This is a genomic window from Gemmatimonas sp. (assembly GCF_044376735.1).
Lineage (GTDB): Bacteria > Gemmatimonadota > Gemmatimonadetes > Gemmatimonadales > Gemmatimonadaceae > Gemmatimonas.
Genome location: NZ_JBILKJ010000002.1, coordinates 1 through 17,272, shown reverse-complemented (window position 1 = coordinate 17,272; position 17,272 = coordinate 1). Strand labels below are relative to the sequence as shown.

Sequence of the window (17,272 nt, the reverse complement as noted above, 5' to 3'; positions counted from 1 at the left end):
AGGGAGATCAGGTCGGTAGTCAACCGTCACCCCTTCGGTTTAGCCCGCGGACTGCGGATAGGCAAGAGCCGACGGATTTCGGCCTCGAGTTCAAGGCGCTCCTTCATCAACGCGTCCTGCGCTTCGCGCGTTGCCGTTCGCATCGCCTCACGGATCTCATCGACCCGGTACTCCAACGTCCGGGCATCGAGCTTGGCCAGGCTCAACCCGATGTCCGACGCTTCCGCGTTGATCGCCACCGCCCCGTCGGTGAGCTCCCGCAGGACGGCGAGCACGTCCGGAGCGAGCCGCTCGGCGATCTGATCGAGATCCTCACTCATGGGCGTGTCAAGAAAGGCGGCGAACAACGCACCATACTGCGCGTGTTTAAACGAACTGGGTGGATGCCGCTCAGCGACCCGCTCGGCGATCCCGCGATCGGCCAGCATGGCGCGAACGAGGGAACGCTCGACCGGTTCATCGCGGCGGGGCCGAGGGGGAACGTTGGTGGTTTTCCACTCCGGCCCACCACCGTACTTGCTGTTCTTCCGCCCCTTCCAAACGGGTTTGTCTCCCATTGGCGGCGGCAGCGGGGACGGCTCGGACTCGACCGCCGGCCCATCGTACTCCGGCATCGGTTCGTCAGATCGGCGCTCTGGCGGGCCGCCGGGCGCGCGACGACGTCCCTGCTCTGTCACCGCATCCGCCTCGGTCGCCAACGTGATCTTATCGAGGTGCGAGACGTCGGCTAAGCGCGCGAGATACAGGTCGCGCGTGAGCGGATCACGGGCCGCCCGGATCGTCGGCAGCAACTTGTCGATCGCGAGGCGGCGACGACGCAGATCGGAAAACCATCCAAGCCGCTCGAGCATCTGCACCTGCCGATCGAAGAGATCGATCGCCAGCCCAAGGTGCGCGTCCATCGCAGACCGACCGTGGTCGCGAACGAACGTATCCGGATCTTCGTTCTCCGGCAGCGTGACCACCCGCACCGTGGCCTTGTGCCCGAGCAACTCCAAGCCCGAGCGGAAGGTCGCCTTCTGCCCGGCGTCGTCGCTGTCGTACAGCAGGAACACCTCAGGCGCATAACGCACGAGGAGTTGCGCCTGCTCGTCGGTCAACGCGGTACCCAGGGGAGCGACCACTTCTTCAATACCGGCCAGCACCAAGCGAATGGCGTCGAGATAGCCTTCCACGACGATCGCCCGACCGGCACGCCGCATCGCCTGCTTCGCGGTGTGCATGTTGTACAAGGTCTTTCGCTTCTGAAAGACCGCCGACTCCGGACTGTTGAGATACTTCGGTGTATCGTCCCCGAGCGCGCGTCCGCCGAAACCGACGTGGCGACCGAGTTCGTCGAGAATGGGAAACATCAGCCGCCCGCGAAAACGCGGTCGTGGCTCGTTCTCACCCTCACGCACGACAAACAGTCCGGCTTCGATCAGACGCGCGTCGTCCGCGCCCAGGGAATGCAAGTACCGACGAAGGGCAAGCAGGTCTCGTGGAGCGAAACCCAGACCGAAACGCTCCCACGCGGACTCGTCGAGCTGACGCTGCTGGAGGTAGGCCCGCGCCTCGCGTCCACCTGCGTCCTCGGTGAGCTGCCGCTGGAACCACTCGGCGGCGGCAGCCAGCATCTCGAAGTTCGGGGCATTCGGATCGGGCGCCTGCGCACGCATCGGCACATCGACCACCTCGATACCGACGCGCTCGCCGATCATCTTGACGGCGGATGGCCAGTCGAGCCCAAGACGCTTCCGGACGAACGAGAAGACATCCCCGCTTTCGTGGCAGACGAAGCAGTGGTAGCTCCCACGCTTTGGCGAGACCGAGAAGTTTGGATTGGTGCCACCATGGAACGGACATGGCCCGCGATAGTCGCCGCCAGCGCGTTTGAGCGGCACGAACTCGCTGAGAATCTGCACGATATCCGCAGCGGTGCGCACACGCTCGATGATCTCGTCGGAAATCACGACAGCTCGGCCACAGTGACGCCGGCCCCGCCCTCGTTCCACGCACCAAGCCGGAAGCCGACCACGCGCGTGTCCTTCTTCAGCATTTCACCGACCCGAGATCGCAGCGCCCCGGTGCCCTTGCCGTGAATGATGCGCAACTCGCGCATGTCCGATCGCACGGCGGCATCGAGCGCCTGCAACACCTGGTCGTCCACTTCATCCACGCGCAGTCCGCGTACATCGACCTCGCGCAGCGGATCGGCCTCTGGCATGCTGCCGGCGTACGTGACTTTCACCGCCGGTGGCGGCGGTGCCGACGATCGCGTGAGCGTCGATACGGGCACCGTTACCGTCAACGATCCGACCACCACGCGAGCTTCTTTTCCACGTACGGCGACAACCAGCCCGCTCTTGTTGTCCAGCGTACCGACCAGCACCCGATCTCCCTCGGCCAACGGCGCGTGCGCCTCCTTGGACGTGTTGGATTTCGGCAGCGCCACATCCACGGCGGCACGCAGTTGGTTCCGCACCTTCTCACGCGCCGCGCGTTGCTGCACGGCCTCAGCGGCGAGTCCCTGCGCAGCCGCTGCCTCTTCGACCGCACGGCGTGCCGCTCGCGCCGACGCCTCGAGCGCATCGGCCTGCGCACCAGCCGTCGCGCGGATCTCGGCGATCGCCCGCTCGACCTGTCCGCGCGCCTCCAACAGATACTTGCGCGCTTCCTGGCGGGCCGACTTCTCCGCCTCGCGCTCACGCTCGCGCAGCTTGATTTCGCGATCGGTGACGGTGGCCAGGCGCGCGCGCAGCTTCTCCTGCTCTCGCTCCATCCCCTGTTCTCGGACACCGAGCACCGCTTCCCGCGCTTCCACGTCAGACAGCAGCACCGCCAGATCACGCTCGCCGTGGGGCAGCCGCTCTTCCGCGCGGGCGATCACGTCCTCGGGCAATTGCAGGCGGCGCGCGATACTCAAGCCGTAACTGCGCCCCGGAATGCCTTTCAGCAGGCGGTAGGTCGGCGCCAGTTTCACCGCATCGAACTGCAGCGACGCGTTCACGACGCCGTCCACTTCCGTGGCCAGCAGCTTGAGCTGTCCGAGGTGCGTCGTGGCGATCGTCGTGGCCGATCGGCGCGTCAACGTTTCGAGAATCGAACCGCCAAGCGCGGCGCCTTCGGAGGGATCGGTGCCCGAGCCGAGTTCGTCGATCAGTACCAGCGAATCGGGGGTTGCCGAGTGCAGGATCTCGCCGAGGTTCTTGAGATGGGCGCTGAACGTCGACAGACTGGCCTCAATGCTCTGCTCATCACCGACGTCAGCGAAGACGTCATCAAATACGGGCAGACGACTGGTGGCCCCAACGGGTACGGGCACACCAGCCTGCGCCAGCGCGCTGAGCAGGCCAATGGCCTTCAAAAGGACCGTCTTGCCGCCGGTGTTCGGACCGGAGACCAGCAACGTGCGCTCCGCCTCGAAGAGCGTGAGATCGAACGGAACGACCGGTGTGCCGCGCGACAGCAGGAGCGGATGGCGGCCATCGACGATCGCCAGCCCTTCGGCCGGCGTGCAGAACGCGACCGGCGCACAGCTCGCCTCGATGGCGTACCGCGCGCGGGCGTACAACGCATCGAGTGCGACGAGCGCATGGAACGCGGTCATCAACTGGTCGTGATACGGGTGCAGTTGTTCCGTGAGGTCGCGCAAGACACGCTCGACTTCACGCAGCTCCTCGAGCTCGAGTTCGCGAACGCGATTGCCGAACTCCACGGCAGCGGGCGGCTCCACGAAGATCGTGGCGCCCGTTCCCGAACTGTCGTGAACGATCCCTCCCACGTAGCCACGCGCTTCACGCCGCATCGGCATGACCCAGCGACCGTTTCGCATCGTGACGGACAGGTCACTGACCTGGTGATGCGATTCGAGCTTCGCCATTTCGCGCTCGAGCAGCCGGACCAGTTCTCCCTCGGCCTGTCGCAGTTCCCTGCGTACACGCCGGAGGGCCGGCGAGGCATCGTCGCGCACGGTGCCATCGTCAGAGATCGCGCGCGCGATCGCCTCCTCGAGCGGGCGGAGATCGATGAGCTGCTCGAGATACATCTGCAGATAGGCGACCACGATGCGCGGACGCCGCGGATCGCGCAGCGCATCACGTACGCGCCGGGACGAACGAATCAGGATCGCGCCCTGGAGAAGTTCGAGCGCGGTCCACGTGAGCCCTTCGATGCGCAATCGCCGTAGCGGCTCGCCAAGGTCGGGAATAGGCTCGGTCGGCCAGGTGAGGTCCGAGGTCACGAGGGAGCGCATCGCGCCCACCCGCGCATGCTCAGCCTCGATCCAATCGCGATCTCGTCGGGGGGTCAGGGTGCGAACGGCGGCTGCGCCGGGTCCGGAGTTGGCGCGCCCCGCGACGTGCGCGAGCATACGCGGGAACTCGAGAATGCCGAGGGCGTGCGCGTTCATCATTGCGCGCGCGAGCACGCGGTAGCGGTGCGGCTCAAACGGCACGAACCCGGACCGCCGAGGGCGCTAGTCCGGGTTCGAAGCCTGCTGGGTGCTGTCATTCGGCTCGCCACGACGTGTCGTGCGTTGTCTGTATCACCCGCGCGCGAGTTCCTCGCGCACAATCGCGTTGATCGTACCGCCTTCCACCCGCCCCTTGAACTGCGGCATCACCTGAGCCATGACCGCGCCGATGGTTGCCGCACCGCCCTGCATCGCCGTGCGCACAGCCGCGCGCAGTTCCTCAGGATCGACGTCGGCGGGCAAATACACTTCGAGCGCCGTGACTTCGCGCTGTTCGTTCTCGAGCAGATCGACTCGCCCAGCTTTCCCGTACAGCTCGACGGACTCGCGACGCTTCTTGATACCCTTGCGGATGACGTCGACGACGTCGTCATCGGTGGCATCACGACGGAGTTCAATCTCGCGGTTCTTCACCTCGGAAATGATCATTCCAAGGAGGAGCACGCGCTCCTTCAGTTGCTCCCGCCGCGCATCGGCCTGCTCACGCTGCAAACGCGCCAACAGCGAACCGCCGGCCTCCACGGAACCGCTCACCCGCTACGGGTACGCCGATTCTTGCGGACAGCCGCGTTCATCTTGCGCTTGCGGCGCTCCGAGGGCTTCTCATAATGACGATGCTTGCGCAGGTCGGACAGAATACCGGCCTTCTCGCACTTCTTCTTGAAGCGCTTGAGCGCACGCTCGAAATTCTCGTCCTCGTGGATGATGACTTCGGACAAACGAAACCTCGTAAATGATGGCGTGACAGACACGTTGCGATCGAACGACAGCCTTAAATCCTACCCATACCAAGGGGGGAGGTCAAGTCGCATCTTGCGAGAATTCCCGAGGAAGGCCGTTGATCATCCTGGCGGCCAGTGCATGGCCCGCCCCCCCAAAACATGCAAGTGCAGATGATGGACGGTTTGTCCCCCGTCATGGCCCGTGTTGGCGACTACCCGATACCCAGTTTCCACCAGCCCCTCCGTTCGAGCCACCTCGCCGGCCAGCAGCAACAAGGCGCCGAGCTCAGCGGCATCTGTCGCCTCGGCCAAGGACGCCACGTGGCGTCTCGGAATTACAAGCACGTGCGAGGGCGCCTGCGGGTGCAGGTCGCGAAACGCGACGCCATGCGCGTTACTCGCCACCAGGGTGGCCGGAATGCCTCCGGCGATGATGCGACAGAAGACGCAGCCGTCGGACATCAGGGCTCCTGAAGGGGGGAACGTCGAGTGGACGCCGCACTGAGCGACGTCCGGGCGATCGCCAACGCGGCCACGGCGGCGGTCTCGAAGCGGAGAATGGTCGGCCCCAGCCGAACCGGATGGAAGCCAGCCCCCGCAAGCGCCTCGAGTTCATCCGCCTCGATCCCGCCTTCGGGGCCGATCGCGAGCACGACCGGTTGCTGGAGGGGCACCGCGGACGACCCCACCATTGGCGTTCCTGCTGGGTCGAGCACGAGCCGGACCCCCGGCGGCGCCGCCAGCAGCGCTCGCTCCAGAATCGCCTCGGGGAAAGGCTGCGGCAGCCACGCACCTTCCGACTGCGCCAACGCGCTTGTCATACGAGCCATCACCTTCTGCTGGAACGCCACGCCTTCGCCGCGCGGTGAGACGCTTCGCGACCGACGCCACAGGACCGGTCGCCAGCTCGTACAGCCCAGCTCGCAGGCTTTCTCCGCCAGCCACAGCATCCGGTCGCGGTCGGCCACCGGCACGAGCAGGTGCACCTCGGGCAGCGGGGCGATGACCTCGACTTCGCTGATCTCGAGATGGGCCTGTGTTTTCGTGAGCCGCACCAGCTGCCCCGCGCCCACGAGGCCCTGACCGTCGCGGACACCCACGACGGCACCCGTATCGAGCCGCAGGACGCGCATATGCCGCGCCGCCTGCTCGTCAAGCACACACGTCGCCCCGACCGCGAACGGCTCGGTCGTGACGAAATTGGGCCGACCGGCGGCTACACCCGCGCGATCGAGACCGACCACCAAATGTCCTCCGCATCCTCGTCGAGCACACGCCACCCCGTCGCCGCGAGCACGGTGAGCATCTCGTCGCGTTCGTCCTGCAGGATCCCGCTCAGGATGGCCCCCCCATCGGCCGTGAGCGACGCCGCAATGATCGGCAGCAACTCGACCAGCACGGACGAGATGATGTTCGCCAACACGACGCGGACCGGTGCGAGGAGGGGCAGCAACGCACCGGCGTCCGCCTCGAATACATGCACGCGATCCGCCACGCCGTTCCGCAACACGTTCTGCTCGGCGTCGGGAATGGCCTCGCCGTCGAGCTCGACGGCGTACACGCGCGACGCCCCCAGCTTGGCCGCCGCGATGGCCAACACGGCGCTGCCGGCACCGAGGTCGGCGACGACATCACCGGAACGCATGACCGTGGGCAGTAGGCGCACCACCCCACGCGTCGTAGCGTGCTCGCCGGTTCCGAACGCCATCCCCGGCTCGATCACGATGGTGCGCGCGGGATCGCTCCCCTCGGCCAGCCACGGCGGGGTCACGGTGAGGGAGCCCAGGTCGTGCGCATGAATGCGCGACTTCCACGCTTCGCTCCAGTCAATGTCCGGCACCGGTGCCGTTTCGATGGTCACGCTCTCGTCGGCTTCGGTCAGCGCGAGGTGGACCGCCGCGAGATCGGTCGACGGCGGGAAATGCGTGACGAGCCACTCGTCGGCTTCATGCACCCCTTGCGCCCCGACCGCGAACAGCGCCGCCATGCAGGCATCTCGACAGCCGACGTCAGCGCCGGGACTCACCCGGACGCTGACCCAGCGCGATGCGGCGTCATGCACCGAGCGCCTCCTTCATCTTCGACCAGAACCCCTTCTCGCGTTGCGACGGCGCACGCCCTTGCAGCGTCCCCAGCCGCTCGATCACGGCCTTTTCCTCGCCCTCGACATCTTGCGGCGTCCACAACTGCACCTTCACGTGCAGATCGCCAGTGCCGGATGCGTTCACACGCGGCAGTCCGCGCCCCCGAAGATGGAATACCGTACCGCTCTGCGTGCCCGTCGGTACGCGCAGCGACAGATCACCGGTAAGGCCGGGAACCCGGATGTCAGCCCCGAAGACGAGCTGTGAGTAGGTCACCAACGCTTCACAGAACAGATCCTCGCCGTCGCGATCGAAGCGCTCGTCGTCCACCACGTCGAAAACCACCAGCACATCGCCCTTCGTGCCGCCTCGCGGTCCCACGTTACCCGCGCCACGCAGCGTCATATACTGCCCCGTTGCGACGCCGGCCGGCACCTGAATCTTGAGGGTACGCTCCGCCCGCGCACGACCCTCGCCACGGCACTTTTTGCACGGCGACGCGATCACCACGCCCTCCCCGGCGCAGGTCGGACAGGGCGCGACCGACACGAACTGACCAAAGAACGAGCGCTGCGCGCGTCGCACCTCGCCGGCACCGCCGCAGGTGTTGCACGATTGCGGCTTCGTGCCGGGCTCGGCCCCGGAGCCCTCACACTTGTCGCAGGCCTCGAGCACCTTGAGCACGACGCTCTTCTCGACGCCCGTCGCCACTTCCGTGAGCGTAAGTGGCAGCGGCACCTTCACATCTGCCCCGGTGCGCGGCCCGTTACGGCGCCCGCCGCCCTGACCACCAAACAAATCGCCGAAGCCACCGAAGTCGCGCATGAAAATGTTCAGCGCTTCCGACAGGTCAACGTGTTCGTACTGCTGCTGTTGGCCACCACGAAGCCCGGCCTCGCCATACCGATCGAACGCGGCGCGCTTCTGCGGGTCGCGAAGCACGTCGTAGGCTTCAGTGATCGTCTTGAACTTCTCCTCGGCCTCCTTCGCGCCTGCATTGCGGTCGGGGTGCCACTGCATTGCGAGGCGCCGATACGCCTTCTTGATGTCGTCGTCGGATGCATCGCGCGGCACACCCAGTACCGCGTAAAAATCAGCCATGTCGAAACCCGGAGAAACGCGCCGCCGGTTGGCGGCGCTGTCGAGCGGCGGGTGCCGGAAGCCGGACGCCCGTCGGTGAACGCGAAGTGGTGCGGAAAATCCCTCGGGAAATATCGACTGGCCCGCCCGCCCGAAGCGAGGGGAGGACCGTCAGCAGAGCAAATCGGACACGAGTCGGGAGGTGTGACCGACCAGTGCGATGACTTTGTCGTAGGGCATCCGGGTCGGACCGATCACGCCGATGACGCCACTCAGCGATCCCGCCTGATACTCGGCGGTGACGACGGTAAAGGGCTCAAGCCGCGGGTCGCCGTGCTCATTCCCAATCGTGATCGAGATGCCGTTCGCCCCGGGCTTCGCTTCGAGCAGCGAGGCGACTTGCTGCCGCGTTTCCGTCAACTCGATCAGCTGCCGCAGGCGTTCGCCACTGGCGAACTCCGGCTGATCTGCCAGCAATGACGGCTGTCCCAGTACGACCGTCTCCAACGGGTCCGCCACCCGCCCGAACACCTGTTCCCCTTCCTGCACGAAGATGTGCAGCAGCTCAGCGGTTTGAGGCTTCAAGTGCACGTCACGTAAGCGCGACCCGAGCGACGTCCGCACCTGCTCGAGCGTGAGCCCCGACAACCGCTCGTTAAGCACGATCGTGACCTCGATCAGTGCCTCGTCGGCGATCACGCCCGGGACTTCGACGAACACCGTGCGCACAGCGCCACCGTGCAGAGTCAGCACCATCAGCAGTCGCTCGGACGACATGCGCACCAGCTCGACCTGACGCAGCGTGGCCCGTTCAAACCGAGGGCCGAGGGCTACACCAAGTTCCTGCGTCAGCACCCCCAGCGATTGCGCGGCGCGACGAAGGATCGCCTCGATCGCCGAACCGCCAGCCGAGATATCGGCTTGCAACCGCCGCTGCGCATCACCGGTGATCGTCTCCACCCGCATGAGCGAGTCGACGTACACGCGATAGGCCTTGTCGGTCGGCACGCGACCGGCCGACGTGTGCGGATGAAAGAGAAAACCCTTCTCTTCCAAGTCGCTCATCGTGTTCCGTATCGTCGCCGGGGAGATCCCCAAGCCAAAGCGGCGCGCCAACGTACGCGAGCCCGCAGGCTCGGCCGTTGCCACGTAGCTGTGGATCACCGCTTCCAGTACCTGTCGCTCCCGCTCGGAGAGATCTCCGCCAATTCCCATAAGTGTAACGCTATGAACGACTTCGGAGTGCTGTCAAGTCAGCGGCCAAGGCATCGAGCCGAAGCCACCCGGAGGCGGTGCACCGAATGCGTACCCCGGCGGTCTCGTGAACAGACTCAATCCACCCCTGCCGACGCCACGTGGCGACGTGGGCTTCTTCACCTTCCCGAAGCTCCAACCCGTCGATCGTGCGCAACCCAAGGTACACCATCTCAGCCTCGCGGTTCTGCTCGGTCAGCGTTTCCGCACCTTCCAACGGGTCAAGTCCGGCGGACAACGCGAATTCCCACGCCGCGAGCGCGGCGTGGTTCCAGCGCCGCTCCGCTCCGTCGAAACCGTGTGCCGACGGGCCGATTCCCAAGTACGGCACGCTCTGCCAGTACGCGCTATTGTGCCGCGCGCGCCGGCCGGACCGAGCGAAATTCGAGACCTCGTAGTGCTCGAAACCGGCCGCCCGCAACCGTTCGTGCGACTCGAGGAACTGGCGCTCATAGACGTCTTCCGACGCCTCCTCGACCTCGCCGCGCGCCTGCCACCGCCCCAGCGGCGTGTGTGGCTCGATGGTGAGTCCGTACAGCGAGATGTGGTCGGGATCGAGCGCGAGCAGGCGCGTAACGTCGTCGCTCCAATCGCGCTCCAAGTGGTCCGGCGCGGCGAAGATGAGGTCGAGCGACATCGCATCGATGCCGCCCGCCCGCAGCATATCGACCGCTCGCACGGCGGCATCGGCGTCGTGTACACGATGCATCCACGACAGCACGCGGTCGTTGAAGCTCTGCACGCCAAGACTGACCCGATTCACGCCCGAGCGGTGCCACGCCGCGACCGCCTCGGGGGAGACATCTTCCGGGTTCACCTCGAGCGTCACCTCGGCCCGTGACTCCAGCCGAATGTGTTGATGCAACGTCTCAAACAGTCGCTCGATCCCCTCACCACCCAACCGCGACGGCGTACCGCCACCGAGATACAAGCTGGTCAGTACGCCACAGGATTGCGCCGCATCGCGCTTGCGAAGCTCGGTGTCCACCGATTGGGCAAACGCACGCCACGGCACCTGCTTGCGGACGGCGATCGCAAAATCACAATAGCTGCAGCGACGCGCACAGAACGGCACGTGCAGATACAAGTGCCGATAGCCCACGGGTGTCGCCGCCAGAGCGCTCACGACACGCTGACCGACGGATGCACCTGCCCCGATGGGCCGAAGTACACGAGCCCGTCGATTTCGAGCGCGCTCAAGACGGCCGCCGCTTCCCGCGGCCGCAAGCGCGCGGCGGCGGCCACCTGATCGATGTCACGGGCCCCCTGTTGTAGAGCATCCCAGCACCGCGCGGCATCGCCATCGAGAGACACATGCGTGGAGACGGACCGATCGATTCGCAGCAGCGCCAGCACGTCGTCGACGGCAAGAATCGGCTCGGCGTGCATCTTGAGCAGCGCGTTGCTGCCCAGCGACGATACCTGATCTATGGCGTTCGGCACACACGCCACCGTGCGGTTCAATTCGAGCGCGTGGTCGGCGGTGATCAGGGCACCGCTGCCTTTCCCGGCTTCGACGACGACGGTGATATCGGCTAGCGCGGCGATGATACGGTTCCGACGCGGAAACGTACCGCCATGGCCCGTGTCACCAGGCTTCTGTTCGGTGAGCAGCAAGCCGTCGCGCGCGATGCGCTCCTGCAGCGTTCGATGCGAACGGGGGTAGTGCACATCGAGGCCCGTCCCAAGCACGGCAACGGTTCGCCCTCCAGCCGCCAGCGCCGCCTCGTGCGCCGCGCCATCAATGCCGCGCGCCAGGCCGCTCACAATCGTAACGCCGGCGCGTGCGCAGGCGGTCGCAATGGCGCGCGCCACGCGCAGGCCGTAGGCGGATGCCGCACGTGTACCCACGATCGCGACGGCGGGAGGATGAGCACTGGCCAATACTCCCTGTGCATACAAGACCGGCGGCGCATCAGACAGTTCGAGCACGCGCACCGGGTATCGGTCGGAGCCGGCCACGAGTGCGACACCGCCGAGGCGCTGCAGATCCGCCACAATACGGTCGGCTTCGAGCAGCGCGTCCTCACGTCGCTCGACCGCCAGAGACGCCAGCGCTCGCGTAGCGTCGCCGTGCAGCGACAGCAGGCGCGCCACACCCACGTCACCGAGTCCAGCGACCTGACGCAGCGCAATCACATCACGCGGCACCGGGGAATGCGGCGCAGCCTGTGTCGACGTCGAGGTCAACGGGGCCGCCAAGGATTCAGGGAAGAAACTGCGCATCGCGTGCCGGCTTCTCGGCTTCCACGCGCATGGCGAGCAGCTCACGCCACCAGGCGTCGAGCACCACATCGAGCCCCATCCGTCCGGCCGCGCTGATGGCATACCGGCCGGAGGCACCCGGAGCCTCGATCTCCGGGACGTAATGCTCCCCGAGCAGATCAAGCTTGGTGAACACAACGCAGTACGGCTTGGCGGCCAGTTCGGCAGAATACGACGAGACCTCGTGGCGCAGCTGATCCAACTCCGCCTGCCAGTCTTCCGCATCGATGGGGATCATGAACGCAAGCATGCGCGTGCGTTCGATGTGGCGGAGGAAGCGAAGTCCGAGTCCCTTGCCCTCCGACGCCCCTTCGATGATGCCAGGAATATCCGCTACGACGAATGAACGGTGGTCACTGAGCGGGACCACACCGAGGTTCGGCGACAACGTTGTGAAGGGGTAATCGGCGATCTTCGGACGCGCTGCGGAAATGACCGACAGCAGCGTGCTCTTTCCCGCGTTCGGCTGTCCCACGAGCCCGATGTCGGCGATCAACTTGAGCTCGAGCTCGAGCGTCCGGGCCTGCCCCTCTTCGCCCGGCTGCCACTCACGCGGCGACTGGTGCGTGGGCGTCACGAAAAAAGAATTCCCCTTTCCACCACGGCCGCCCTTCGCCACGAGGATGGTGTGTCCATCATCCATGACCTCACCGAGGAACTCCTGACTGTCGGCGTCGCGCACGACTGTGCCGGGCGGCACCGGCAGCACGATGTCCTCACCGGAGCGGCCGGTGCGATTCGAGCCTTCGCCATGCTGTCCGCGTTCGGCCTTCCACGCGTCTCGGTATGTGTAGTCGAGGAGCGTGGTCAGATTGCGGTCCCCGCGAACGATCACGTCCCCGCCGCGTCCGCCGTCGCCACCATCAGGGCCACCCATCGGCGCGAACTTCTCGCGACGGAATGACGTCTGTCCCGATCCACCGGTTCCTGCTTCGACCTTCACGAGTACGCGATCTACGAACATGAATCACTTCCGAAACGAGAGAGGCGACCAGCCACCGCGGCGCCGCCAAAAAAACTCCGAATGCACTGTTCCCCGAAAGTCCCAACGGACCGCGGACCGGCCGACCTACTTCCCCTGCACGCGAGCCCAGAGACCGCGATAACGACGCATGTCGTCGTCGCCGATCAGCCGAGACAGGACCTGCAACACCGCCGTGATCACGGCGGCCGACGCTCCTGCGTTCAACGCCCCATGGAGGTGCGAATGCAGCTGCCGATCCTGACCGGCGATGGCGCACGCGGCGATCACGCAGAGCTCGCGGCGCGCCAAATCCAGCAACGGCCGTCCGAGCACCTTTCCGTACCCCTCCGTGATCATCCACCGATCAAGCGCCGGATGGAGTCCACGAATGTTCACGCGCAACCGATCGTAGAACTCACCATACACCGTGGCACACGTCGACTCGCCACGTTGAGCAAAATCCGACACCAAAGTGTCATCGTCCTCCGCCGGTGTTGGTGCCCGCCGGCCCGAGATCCGACGCCACTCCCGCGCCGCATTGAGCGCCCGCGGGAAACCGGCGAACAGGTAGGTCTGCAGAATGACCTCTTCGACCCACACCGGATTGACGACCCCGTTCACCGCAGAAAGCGCCGCGCGAACCTCCTCCTCGCCCCGACCCGCCAGCACCGCCGCCAGGTCCACGAGCAACGTCGTCTCGGCATCGAGTGTTTCGAGTCTAACGGGGAGGTGACCGCGCGCTGTCATCGAAACGCCGCCGGCTGTCTCGCCGACACGCCCCTGCGCTGCCGTCACCGGCGCCTCAGGAGTCATCAGGCGTCCGCGCGGGCGGACGCGCCGAGCGGCGCCGCACTCACGAACACTTCGCCGACCTGCTCGCCCCGCGTATTCCGGACCACCCGCACCGCCGCCTCACGCAAGCGCTCCGGCAACGGTGAGGGCAAGGCGTCGTACTCGGCCAGCATCGCCAGAACCGCGACGAACTGCGCACGCTGCGAGCCATCCTCCACCTTGAGCGCAAAACCGATACCCCGATCGATGATCGCAAAGGTATGCACTCCCTCGGCGCCAACTTTGCACACCACGTTACCGCCAACGGCTTCCATGATCCGCGTATCGAATCGGTCACTCCCGCCTACAAGAACCGGATGCGACGTCATCGCCTGCAGGATGCGCCGACTCGGCTCGTCGCCGTGCGTGCTGGCATGCGCCAGACGCGCATACGAGAGCGCCATGTTTGACAAGGGCAACGAAAAGACCGGAACGCCGCAGCCGTCCACCGCCAGGCCGATCCGGTCCGGCGAGGTTCCCGACCAGATTGCGACGGCCTCGTGGGCCGCCCGCTGCACCGCATGCGAGGGCTGTTCGTAGCCGCTGGGCGGTTCCCCGAGCAACACGGCGCGAGCTAACATCGCGGCGTGCTTCCCTGAGCAGTTGTTGTGAAGTCGCGTTGGCCGTTCACCGGAATCACGCAGGAGCCGCGCACCGCGCGACGACAGCGGCTCGTGGGCCCCGCAGGCCAGATCGCCTGCTTCGAGACCAATGCCCGCGAGCATGGATTCGGCGAGCGCGACGTGCTCCGGCTCTCCGCCGTGAGATGCACAGGCTAGTGCGAGCTGGCTGGGCCCCCAGCCAAGACGCTCCAATCCCCCCGTGCGCACCAACGGCATGACCTGAAACGGCTTGGCACATGAACGCCACCACGTCTCCGTGTGTGGATCGCGCGCCGCCTCAAGTAGCGTCGCCTCGGCGTCTACCACGGCGGCGTGGACACGGTGCCGGGATTCCACCGTGCTACCGCGCGTCACCACCACATCAAACCGGCGTTCACGAAGTGGCGGCGCGAACACCACCGGCGCCGTCGATGCGTACGGCCCTAGCGCTGACGCCCGATTGTGGTCGGTCTGGGGCGCCCCGGCGCCAAAAAAAATCGATCGAGTCTCGCTCACAGCCGAAAGATAACCGACACGAGGGAGGCGAGTCGGTCAGGACCAGCTTTCTGCCGAGGTCACGGCTCCGACGGGTTGACGGCTTCTGAAGGTCGGCGCGAGGCCAGCAGGACGCCAGCCAGGACGATGGCCCCGCCCACGAGCGTCCCGACACCGGGGATCTCGGCGATGCCCGGGAGAAGCGCCGCCAAAATGGTGGCGCCAATCGGCTCTCCGAGCGTGGTGAGATTGACCACGAAGGCCGGAAGATGGCCCAGCGCCCAATTCATGCCGGTATGGCCGAGCAACATGGGGCCAATCGCCAGTCCCGCGAAAATGGCCAGCTCTCGGCGTGGCTGCGGCACGAGGGCCTCGCCGGTAGTCAGCGCGATCGCCAGACACGTGACGAACGCGGCGCCATAGACGAGCGCAACGTATGGCCACACGCCGATGCGCTGGCGCAACCGACGCCCGATCAGGTAGTACAGAGCAGCCGTCATCGCGCCGACCAGCGCCAACAGATCGCCAAACAGTGCCCGGCCACCGCCGGCTGTCCCAGAATCGCCGGCGATCGCGGACACGATCCCCCGAAGCCCGCCGGGCACGTCAGCCAATCCGACCACCAACGCACCGACCACCGCGAGCACCACGCCGACCCACTGGCGACCGGAGGGTGACTCGTGCAGCCAGAGCGCCGACACGCTGGCGATGAGCACCGGCTGCAGATTCACCAGCGCCACCGATGCCGCCACGCTGGTAAAGCGAAGCGAGGCGTTCCAGCTCCAGAAGTGGAGCGCCAACAGCATTCCGGCGCTAGCCGCCAACAGCAACTCCCGGCGCGACAGGTCGCGCCACTCGCGCCATGACCCGGTAACGAGCAACGCCGCGATCACCAACAGCATTGACAGGCCCAGACGCCAGGTCGCGATCACGATGGCCGAACTTGTGGAGAGCCTGATCAGCGGCGCCGCGAACGAGATGCCGATCAGCGACGCGACCAGGACCAGCACCGGCGAGCGGCGTGAGACGGCGGACGGGCGTGGGGATGACGGGGCGGGCATCGCGGCGGGAGAGGGCATGGAGACGGCTCGACTGGTGACGAAGTTAATCAGCGCGACTAGCTTCCCCGCCATGACGCCCACCATCTCCCGCGCCCGGCTCCAGGCGTTGCTGGCCGACGCCGCAGCGCAGCACGTGGTCATCGTCGGCGATGCCATGCTGGATGTGTACCTCCGCGGCGACGTCGATCGCATCTCTCCGGAGGCGCCCGTTCCCGTGGTGCGCGTACGCGACCGGAAGCTCGCGCTGGGGGGCGCGGCCAATGTGGCACAAAACGTCGCGGCCGTTGGCGCGGGATGCGATCTCGTGGCCGTCGTCGGTGCGGACGCGGCGGGCCGCACCCTCTGCGAGAGACTCGAGGCGGGCCAGATGGAGTCGCGATCGTTAGTCACGGTTGCTCGGCCCACCACGACCAAAACCCGCGTGATGGCGCGCTCCCAGCAACTGGTGCGCTTTGACGAGGAAGACGACGCGGACCTCGATACCGCGGAGGTGGCCCGCGTCCTTGAGGCGATCGAAGCGGCGATGCCCCACGCCACGGCACTCGTGTTCGAGGACTACAACAAAGGCGTGCTCGTCCCGGCCGTGATCGAGGGCGCCATTGCGCTCGCAAGGGCGCGACGACTGCCGATTGTCGTCGATCCGAAGTTCCGCAACTTCTTTGCCTACCGCGGTGCCACCGTGTTCAAGCCGAACCGTCGCGAACTCGAAAGCGCGCTTGGCGCAGCGGTCGACCTCGATCATCCGGCGGCGTTGCCGGAAACCTTCGCGCGGCTCGGCGTCGAGCACCTCCTGCTCACGCTCGGGGAACGCGGCATGGCGCTGGTTTCGACCGATGGCGTGGTCCATCGTGTCCCGACCACCGCCCGGGAGGTGTACGACGTGGTTGGCGCCGGCGACACCGTCACCGCCTACCTGGCGACGATGCTGGCGGCGGGGGCGACCGCACTCGAAGCCGCCATCGTGGCGAACTACGCGGCCGGGGTCGAGGTGAGCAAGCTGGGCGCCGCCACGGTCACCCCGGAGGAAGTCCTCGACGCGTTCGACGCGCACGTTGCCGACGGTTAACTTACATTTTCATCGGGCGGCGGCGTGAATGTGCCTCGTTCGGTCCGGTAGCTTAGTCGGTTAAAGCGCTCGACTCATAATCGAAGGATCGTGGGTTCAAGTCCCACCCGGACCATACGCCTCGGTGCCATGCACCGAGGCGTACGTCTTTCGCAGGAGTCGAGGGGCTTCCCACCGTGGCTGCCGTCCGTTACGTTCTGAATCCGCGCTACCGAGCGTTCGGTACGCGTTGTTTTTGGGCGTGTAGCTCAGCTGGTTAGAGCGCTGCTTTCACACAGCAGAGGTCCGGGGTTCGAGTCCCTGCACGCCCACTGTCATAGCACAAGCGGCCGGTCATCATCGCTGATGACCGGCCGTTCTTGTTTGCAGTGCCCGCCGAGGGTGATCAGAATGCG

The 17,272-nt window shown here is 66.2% G+C and carries 16 protein-coding genes and 2 tRNA genes; 3 read left to right on the top strand and 15 right to left on the bottom strand.

Translation table 11 applies throughout. The features are described from left to right. Positions 1 to 26 precede the first annotated feature (26 nt). The 15 genes from dnaG to ACIRA7_RS00390 all read right to left on the bottom strand — a co-directional run bounded on the left by dnaG (position 27) and on the right by ACIRA7_RS00390 (position 15,829). The gene (gene dnaG / locus ACIRA7_RS00460) at positions 27 to 1,952 is read right to left on the bottom strand and encodes a DNA primase (protein WP_396218822.1); all 1,926 of its coding nucleotides are present in this window, start codon (positions 1,950 to 1,952) and stop codon (positions 27 to 29) included. After that, positions 1,949 to 4,408, bottom strand: a complete 2,460-nt coding sequence (locus ACIRA7_RS00455) for an endonuclease MutS2 (protein WP_396218821.1) — start codon at positions 4,406 to 4,408, stop codon at positions 1,949 to 1,951. The genes dnaG and ACIRA7_RS00455 overlap by 4 nt, the downstream gene beginning before the upstream one ends. A 117-nt stretch (positions 4,409 to 4,525) precedes the next feature. Further along, the gene (locus tag ACIRA7_RS00450; protein ID WP_396218820.1) at positions 4,526 to 4,987 is read right to left on the bottom strand and encodes a GatB/YqeY domain-containing protein; all 462 of its coding nucleotides are present in this window, start codon (positions 4,985 to 4,987) and stop codon (positions 4,526 to 4,528) included. Then, positions 4,984 to 5,172: a 30S ribosomal protein S21 gene (rpsU, locus tag ACIRA7_RS00445; protein WP_396218819.1), complete on the bottom strand. Its 189-nt coding sequence runs from the start codon at positions 5,170 to 5,172 to the stop codon at positions 4,984 to 4,986. The genes ACIRA7_RS00450 and rpsU overlap by 4 nt, the downstream gene beginning before the upstream one ends. Positions 5,173 to 5,295: 123 nt before the next feature. After that, positions 5,296 to 5,637, bottom strand: a complete 342-nt coding sequence (locus ACIRA7_RS00440) for an HIT domain-containing protein (RefSeq protein ID WP_396218818.1) — start codon at positions 5,635 to 5,637, stop codon at positions 5,296 to 5,298. Then, complete coding sequence (locus tag ACIRA7_RS00435) at positions 5,637 to 6,419, bottom strand: RsmE family RNA methyltransferase (RefSeq protein WP_396218817.1); 783 nt, start codon at positions 6,417 to 6,419, stop codon at positions 5,637 to 5,639. Before ACIRA7_RS00435 ends, ACIRA7_RS00440 begins: the two co-directional genes overlap by 1 nt. Beyond that, positions 6,392 to 7,237: a 50S ribosomal protein L11 methyltransferase gene (locus ACIRA7_RS00430; RefSeq protein WP_396218816.1), complete on the bottom strand. Its 846-nt coding sequence runs from the start codon at positions 7,235 to 7,237 to the stop codon at positions 6,392 to 6,394. Before ACIRA7_RS00430 ends, ACIRA7_RS00435 begins: the two co-directional genes overlap by 28 nt. Further along, a complete protein-coding gene (dnaJ, locus tag ACIRA7_RS00425; protein WP_396218815.1) occupies positions 7,230 to 8,360 on the bottom strand; it encodes a molecular chaperone DnaJ in 1,131 nt (376 codons plus the stop codon). Before dnaJ ends, ACIRA7_RS00430 begins: the two co-directional genes overlap by 8 nt. Positions 8,361 to 8,510: 150 nt before the next feature. Next, positions 8,511 to 9,554, bottom strand: a complete 1,044-nt coding sequence (gene hrcA, locus ACIRA7_RS00420) for a heat-inducible transcriptional repressor HrcA (protein WP_396218814.1) — start codon at positions 9,552 to 9,554, stop codon at positions 8,511 to 8,513. Positions 9,555 to 9,564: 10 nt separating this feature from the next. Then, complete coding sequence (hemW, locus tag ACIRA7_RS00415) at positions 9,565 to 10,719, bottom strand: radical SAM family heme chaperone HemW (RefSeq protein WP_396218813.1); 1,155 nt, start codon at positions 10,717 to 10,719, stop codon at positions 9,565 to 9,567. After that, complete coding sequence (gene dprA / locus ACIRA7_RS00410; RefSeq protein WP_396218812.1) at positions 10,716 to 11,744, bottom strand: DNA-processing protein DprA; 1,029 nt, start codon at positions 11,742 to 11,744, stop codon at positions 10,716 to 10,718. The genes hemW and dprA overlap by 4 nt, the downstream gene beginning before the upstream one ends. A 55-nt stretch (positions 11,745 to 11,799) precedes the next feature. Beyond that, positions 11,800 to 12,822 (bottom strand): GTPase ObgE, encoded by a 1,023-nt coding sequence (obgE, locus tag ACIRA7_RS00405; RefSeq protein WP_396218811.1) that lies wholly within the window; start codon positions 12,820 to 12,822, stop codon positions 11,800 to 11,802. 105 nt (positions 12,823 to 12,927) lie between these two features. Then, positions 12,928 to 13,635 (bottom strand): carboxymuconolactone decarboxylase family protein, encoded by a 708-nt coding sequence (locus tag ACIRA7_RS00400; RefSeq protein ID WP_396218810.1) that lies wholly within the window; start codon positions 13,633 to 13,635, stop codon positions 12,928 to 12,930. Then, positions 13,635 to 14,771: an asparaginase gene (locus ACIRA7_RS00395; RefSeq protein WP_396218809.1), complete on the bottom strand. Its 1,137-nt coding sequence runs from the start codon at positions 14,769 to 14,771 to the stop codon at positions 13,635 to 13,637. The genes ACIRA7_RS00400 and ACIRA7_RS00395 overlap by 1 nt, the downstream gene beginning before the upstream one ends. Positions 14,772 to 14,830: 59 nt before the next feature. Continuing rightward, positions 14,831 to 15,829: a DMT family transporter gene (locus tag ACIRA7_RS00390; protein WP_396218808.1), complete on the bottom strand. Its 999-nt coding sequence runs from the start codon at positions 15,827 to 15,829 to the stop codon at positions 14,831 to 14,833. Between the two features lie 52 nt (positions 15,830 to 15,881). Between ACIRA7_RS00390 and ACIRA7_RS00385 the strand changes: the two genes are divergently transcribed. From ACIRA7_RS00385 to ACIRA7_RS00375, 3 genes are all read left to right on the top strand, one after another. Then, entirely contained in the window at positions 15,882 to 16,877 is a 996-nt protein-coding gene (locus ACIRA7_RS00385) for a bifunctional heptose 7-phosphate kinase/heptose 1-phosphate adenyltransferase (protein ID WP_396218807.1), read from the top strand. A 41-nt stretch (positions 16,878 to 16,918) separates the two neighbouring features. After that, a tRNA-Ile gene (locus ACIRA7_RS00380) sits at positions 16,919 to 16,992 on the top strand. Between the two features lie 122 nt (positions 16,993 to 17,114). Further along, positions 17,115 to 17,188: transfer RNA gene (locus ACIRA7_RS00375), tRNA-Val, on the top strand. Positions 17,189 to 17,272 lie beyond the last annotated feature (84 nt).

Excerpts from the sequence above, each read along its gene's own strand:
- ACIRA7_RS00440 (WP_396218818.1), bottom strand. The coding sequence starts at position 5,637 with ATGTCCGACGGCTGCGTCTTCTGTCGCATCATCGCCGGAGGCATTCCG.
- ACIRA7_RS00385 (WP_396218807.1), top strand. The coding sequence starts at position 15,882 with ATGACGCCCACCATCTCCCGCGCCCGGCTCCAGGCGTTGCTGGCCGAC.
- ACIRA7_RS00390 (WP_396218808.1), bottom strand. The coding sequence starts at position 15,829 with ATGCCCTCTCCCGCCGCGATGCCCGCCCCGTCATCCCCACGCCCGTCC.
- obgE (WP_396218811.1), bottom strand. The coding sequence starts at position 12,822 with ATGTTCGTAGATCGCGTACTCGTGAAGGTCGAAGCAGGAACCGGTGGA.
- dnaJ (WP_396218815.1), bottom strand. The coding sequence starts at position 8,360 with ATGGCTGATTTTTACGCGGTACTGGGTGTGCCGCGCGATGCATCCGAC.
- hrcA (WP_396218814.1), bottom strand. The coding sequence starts at position 9,554 with ATGGGAATTGGCGGAGATCTCTCCGAGCGGGAGCGACAGGTACTGGAA.
- ACIRA7_RS00400 (WP_396218810.1), bottom strand. The coding sequence starts at position 13,635 with ATGACTCCTGAGGCGCCGGTGACGGCAGCGCAGGGGCGTGTCGGCGAG.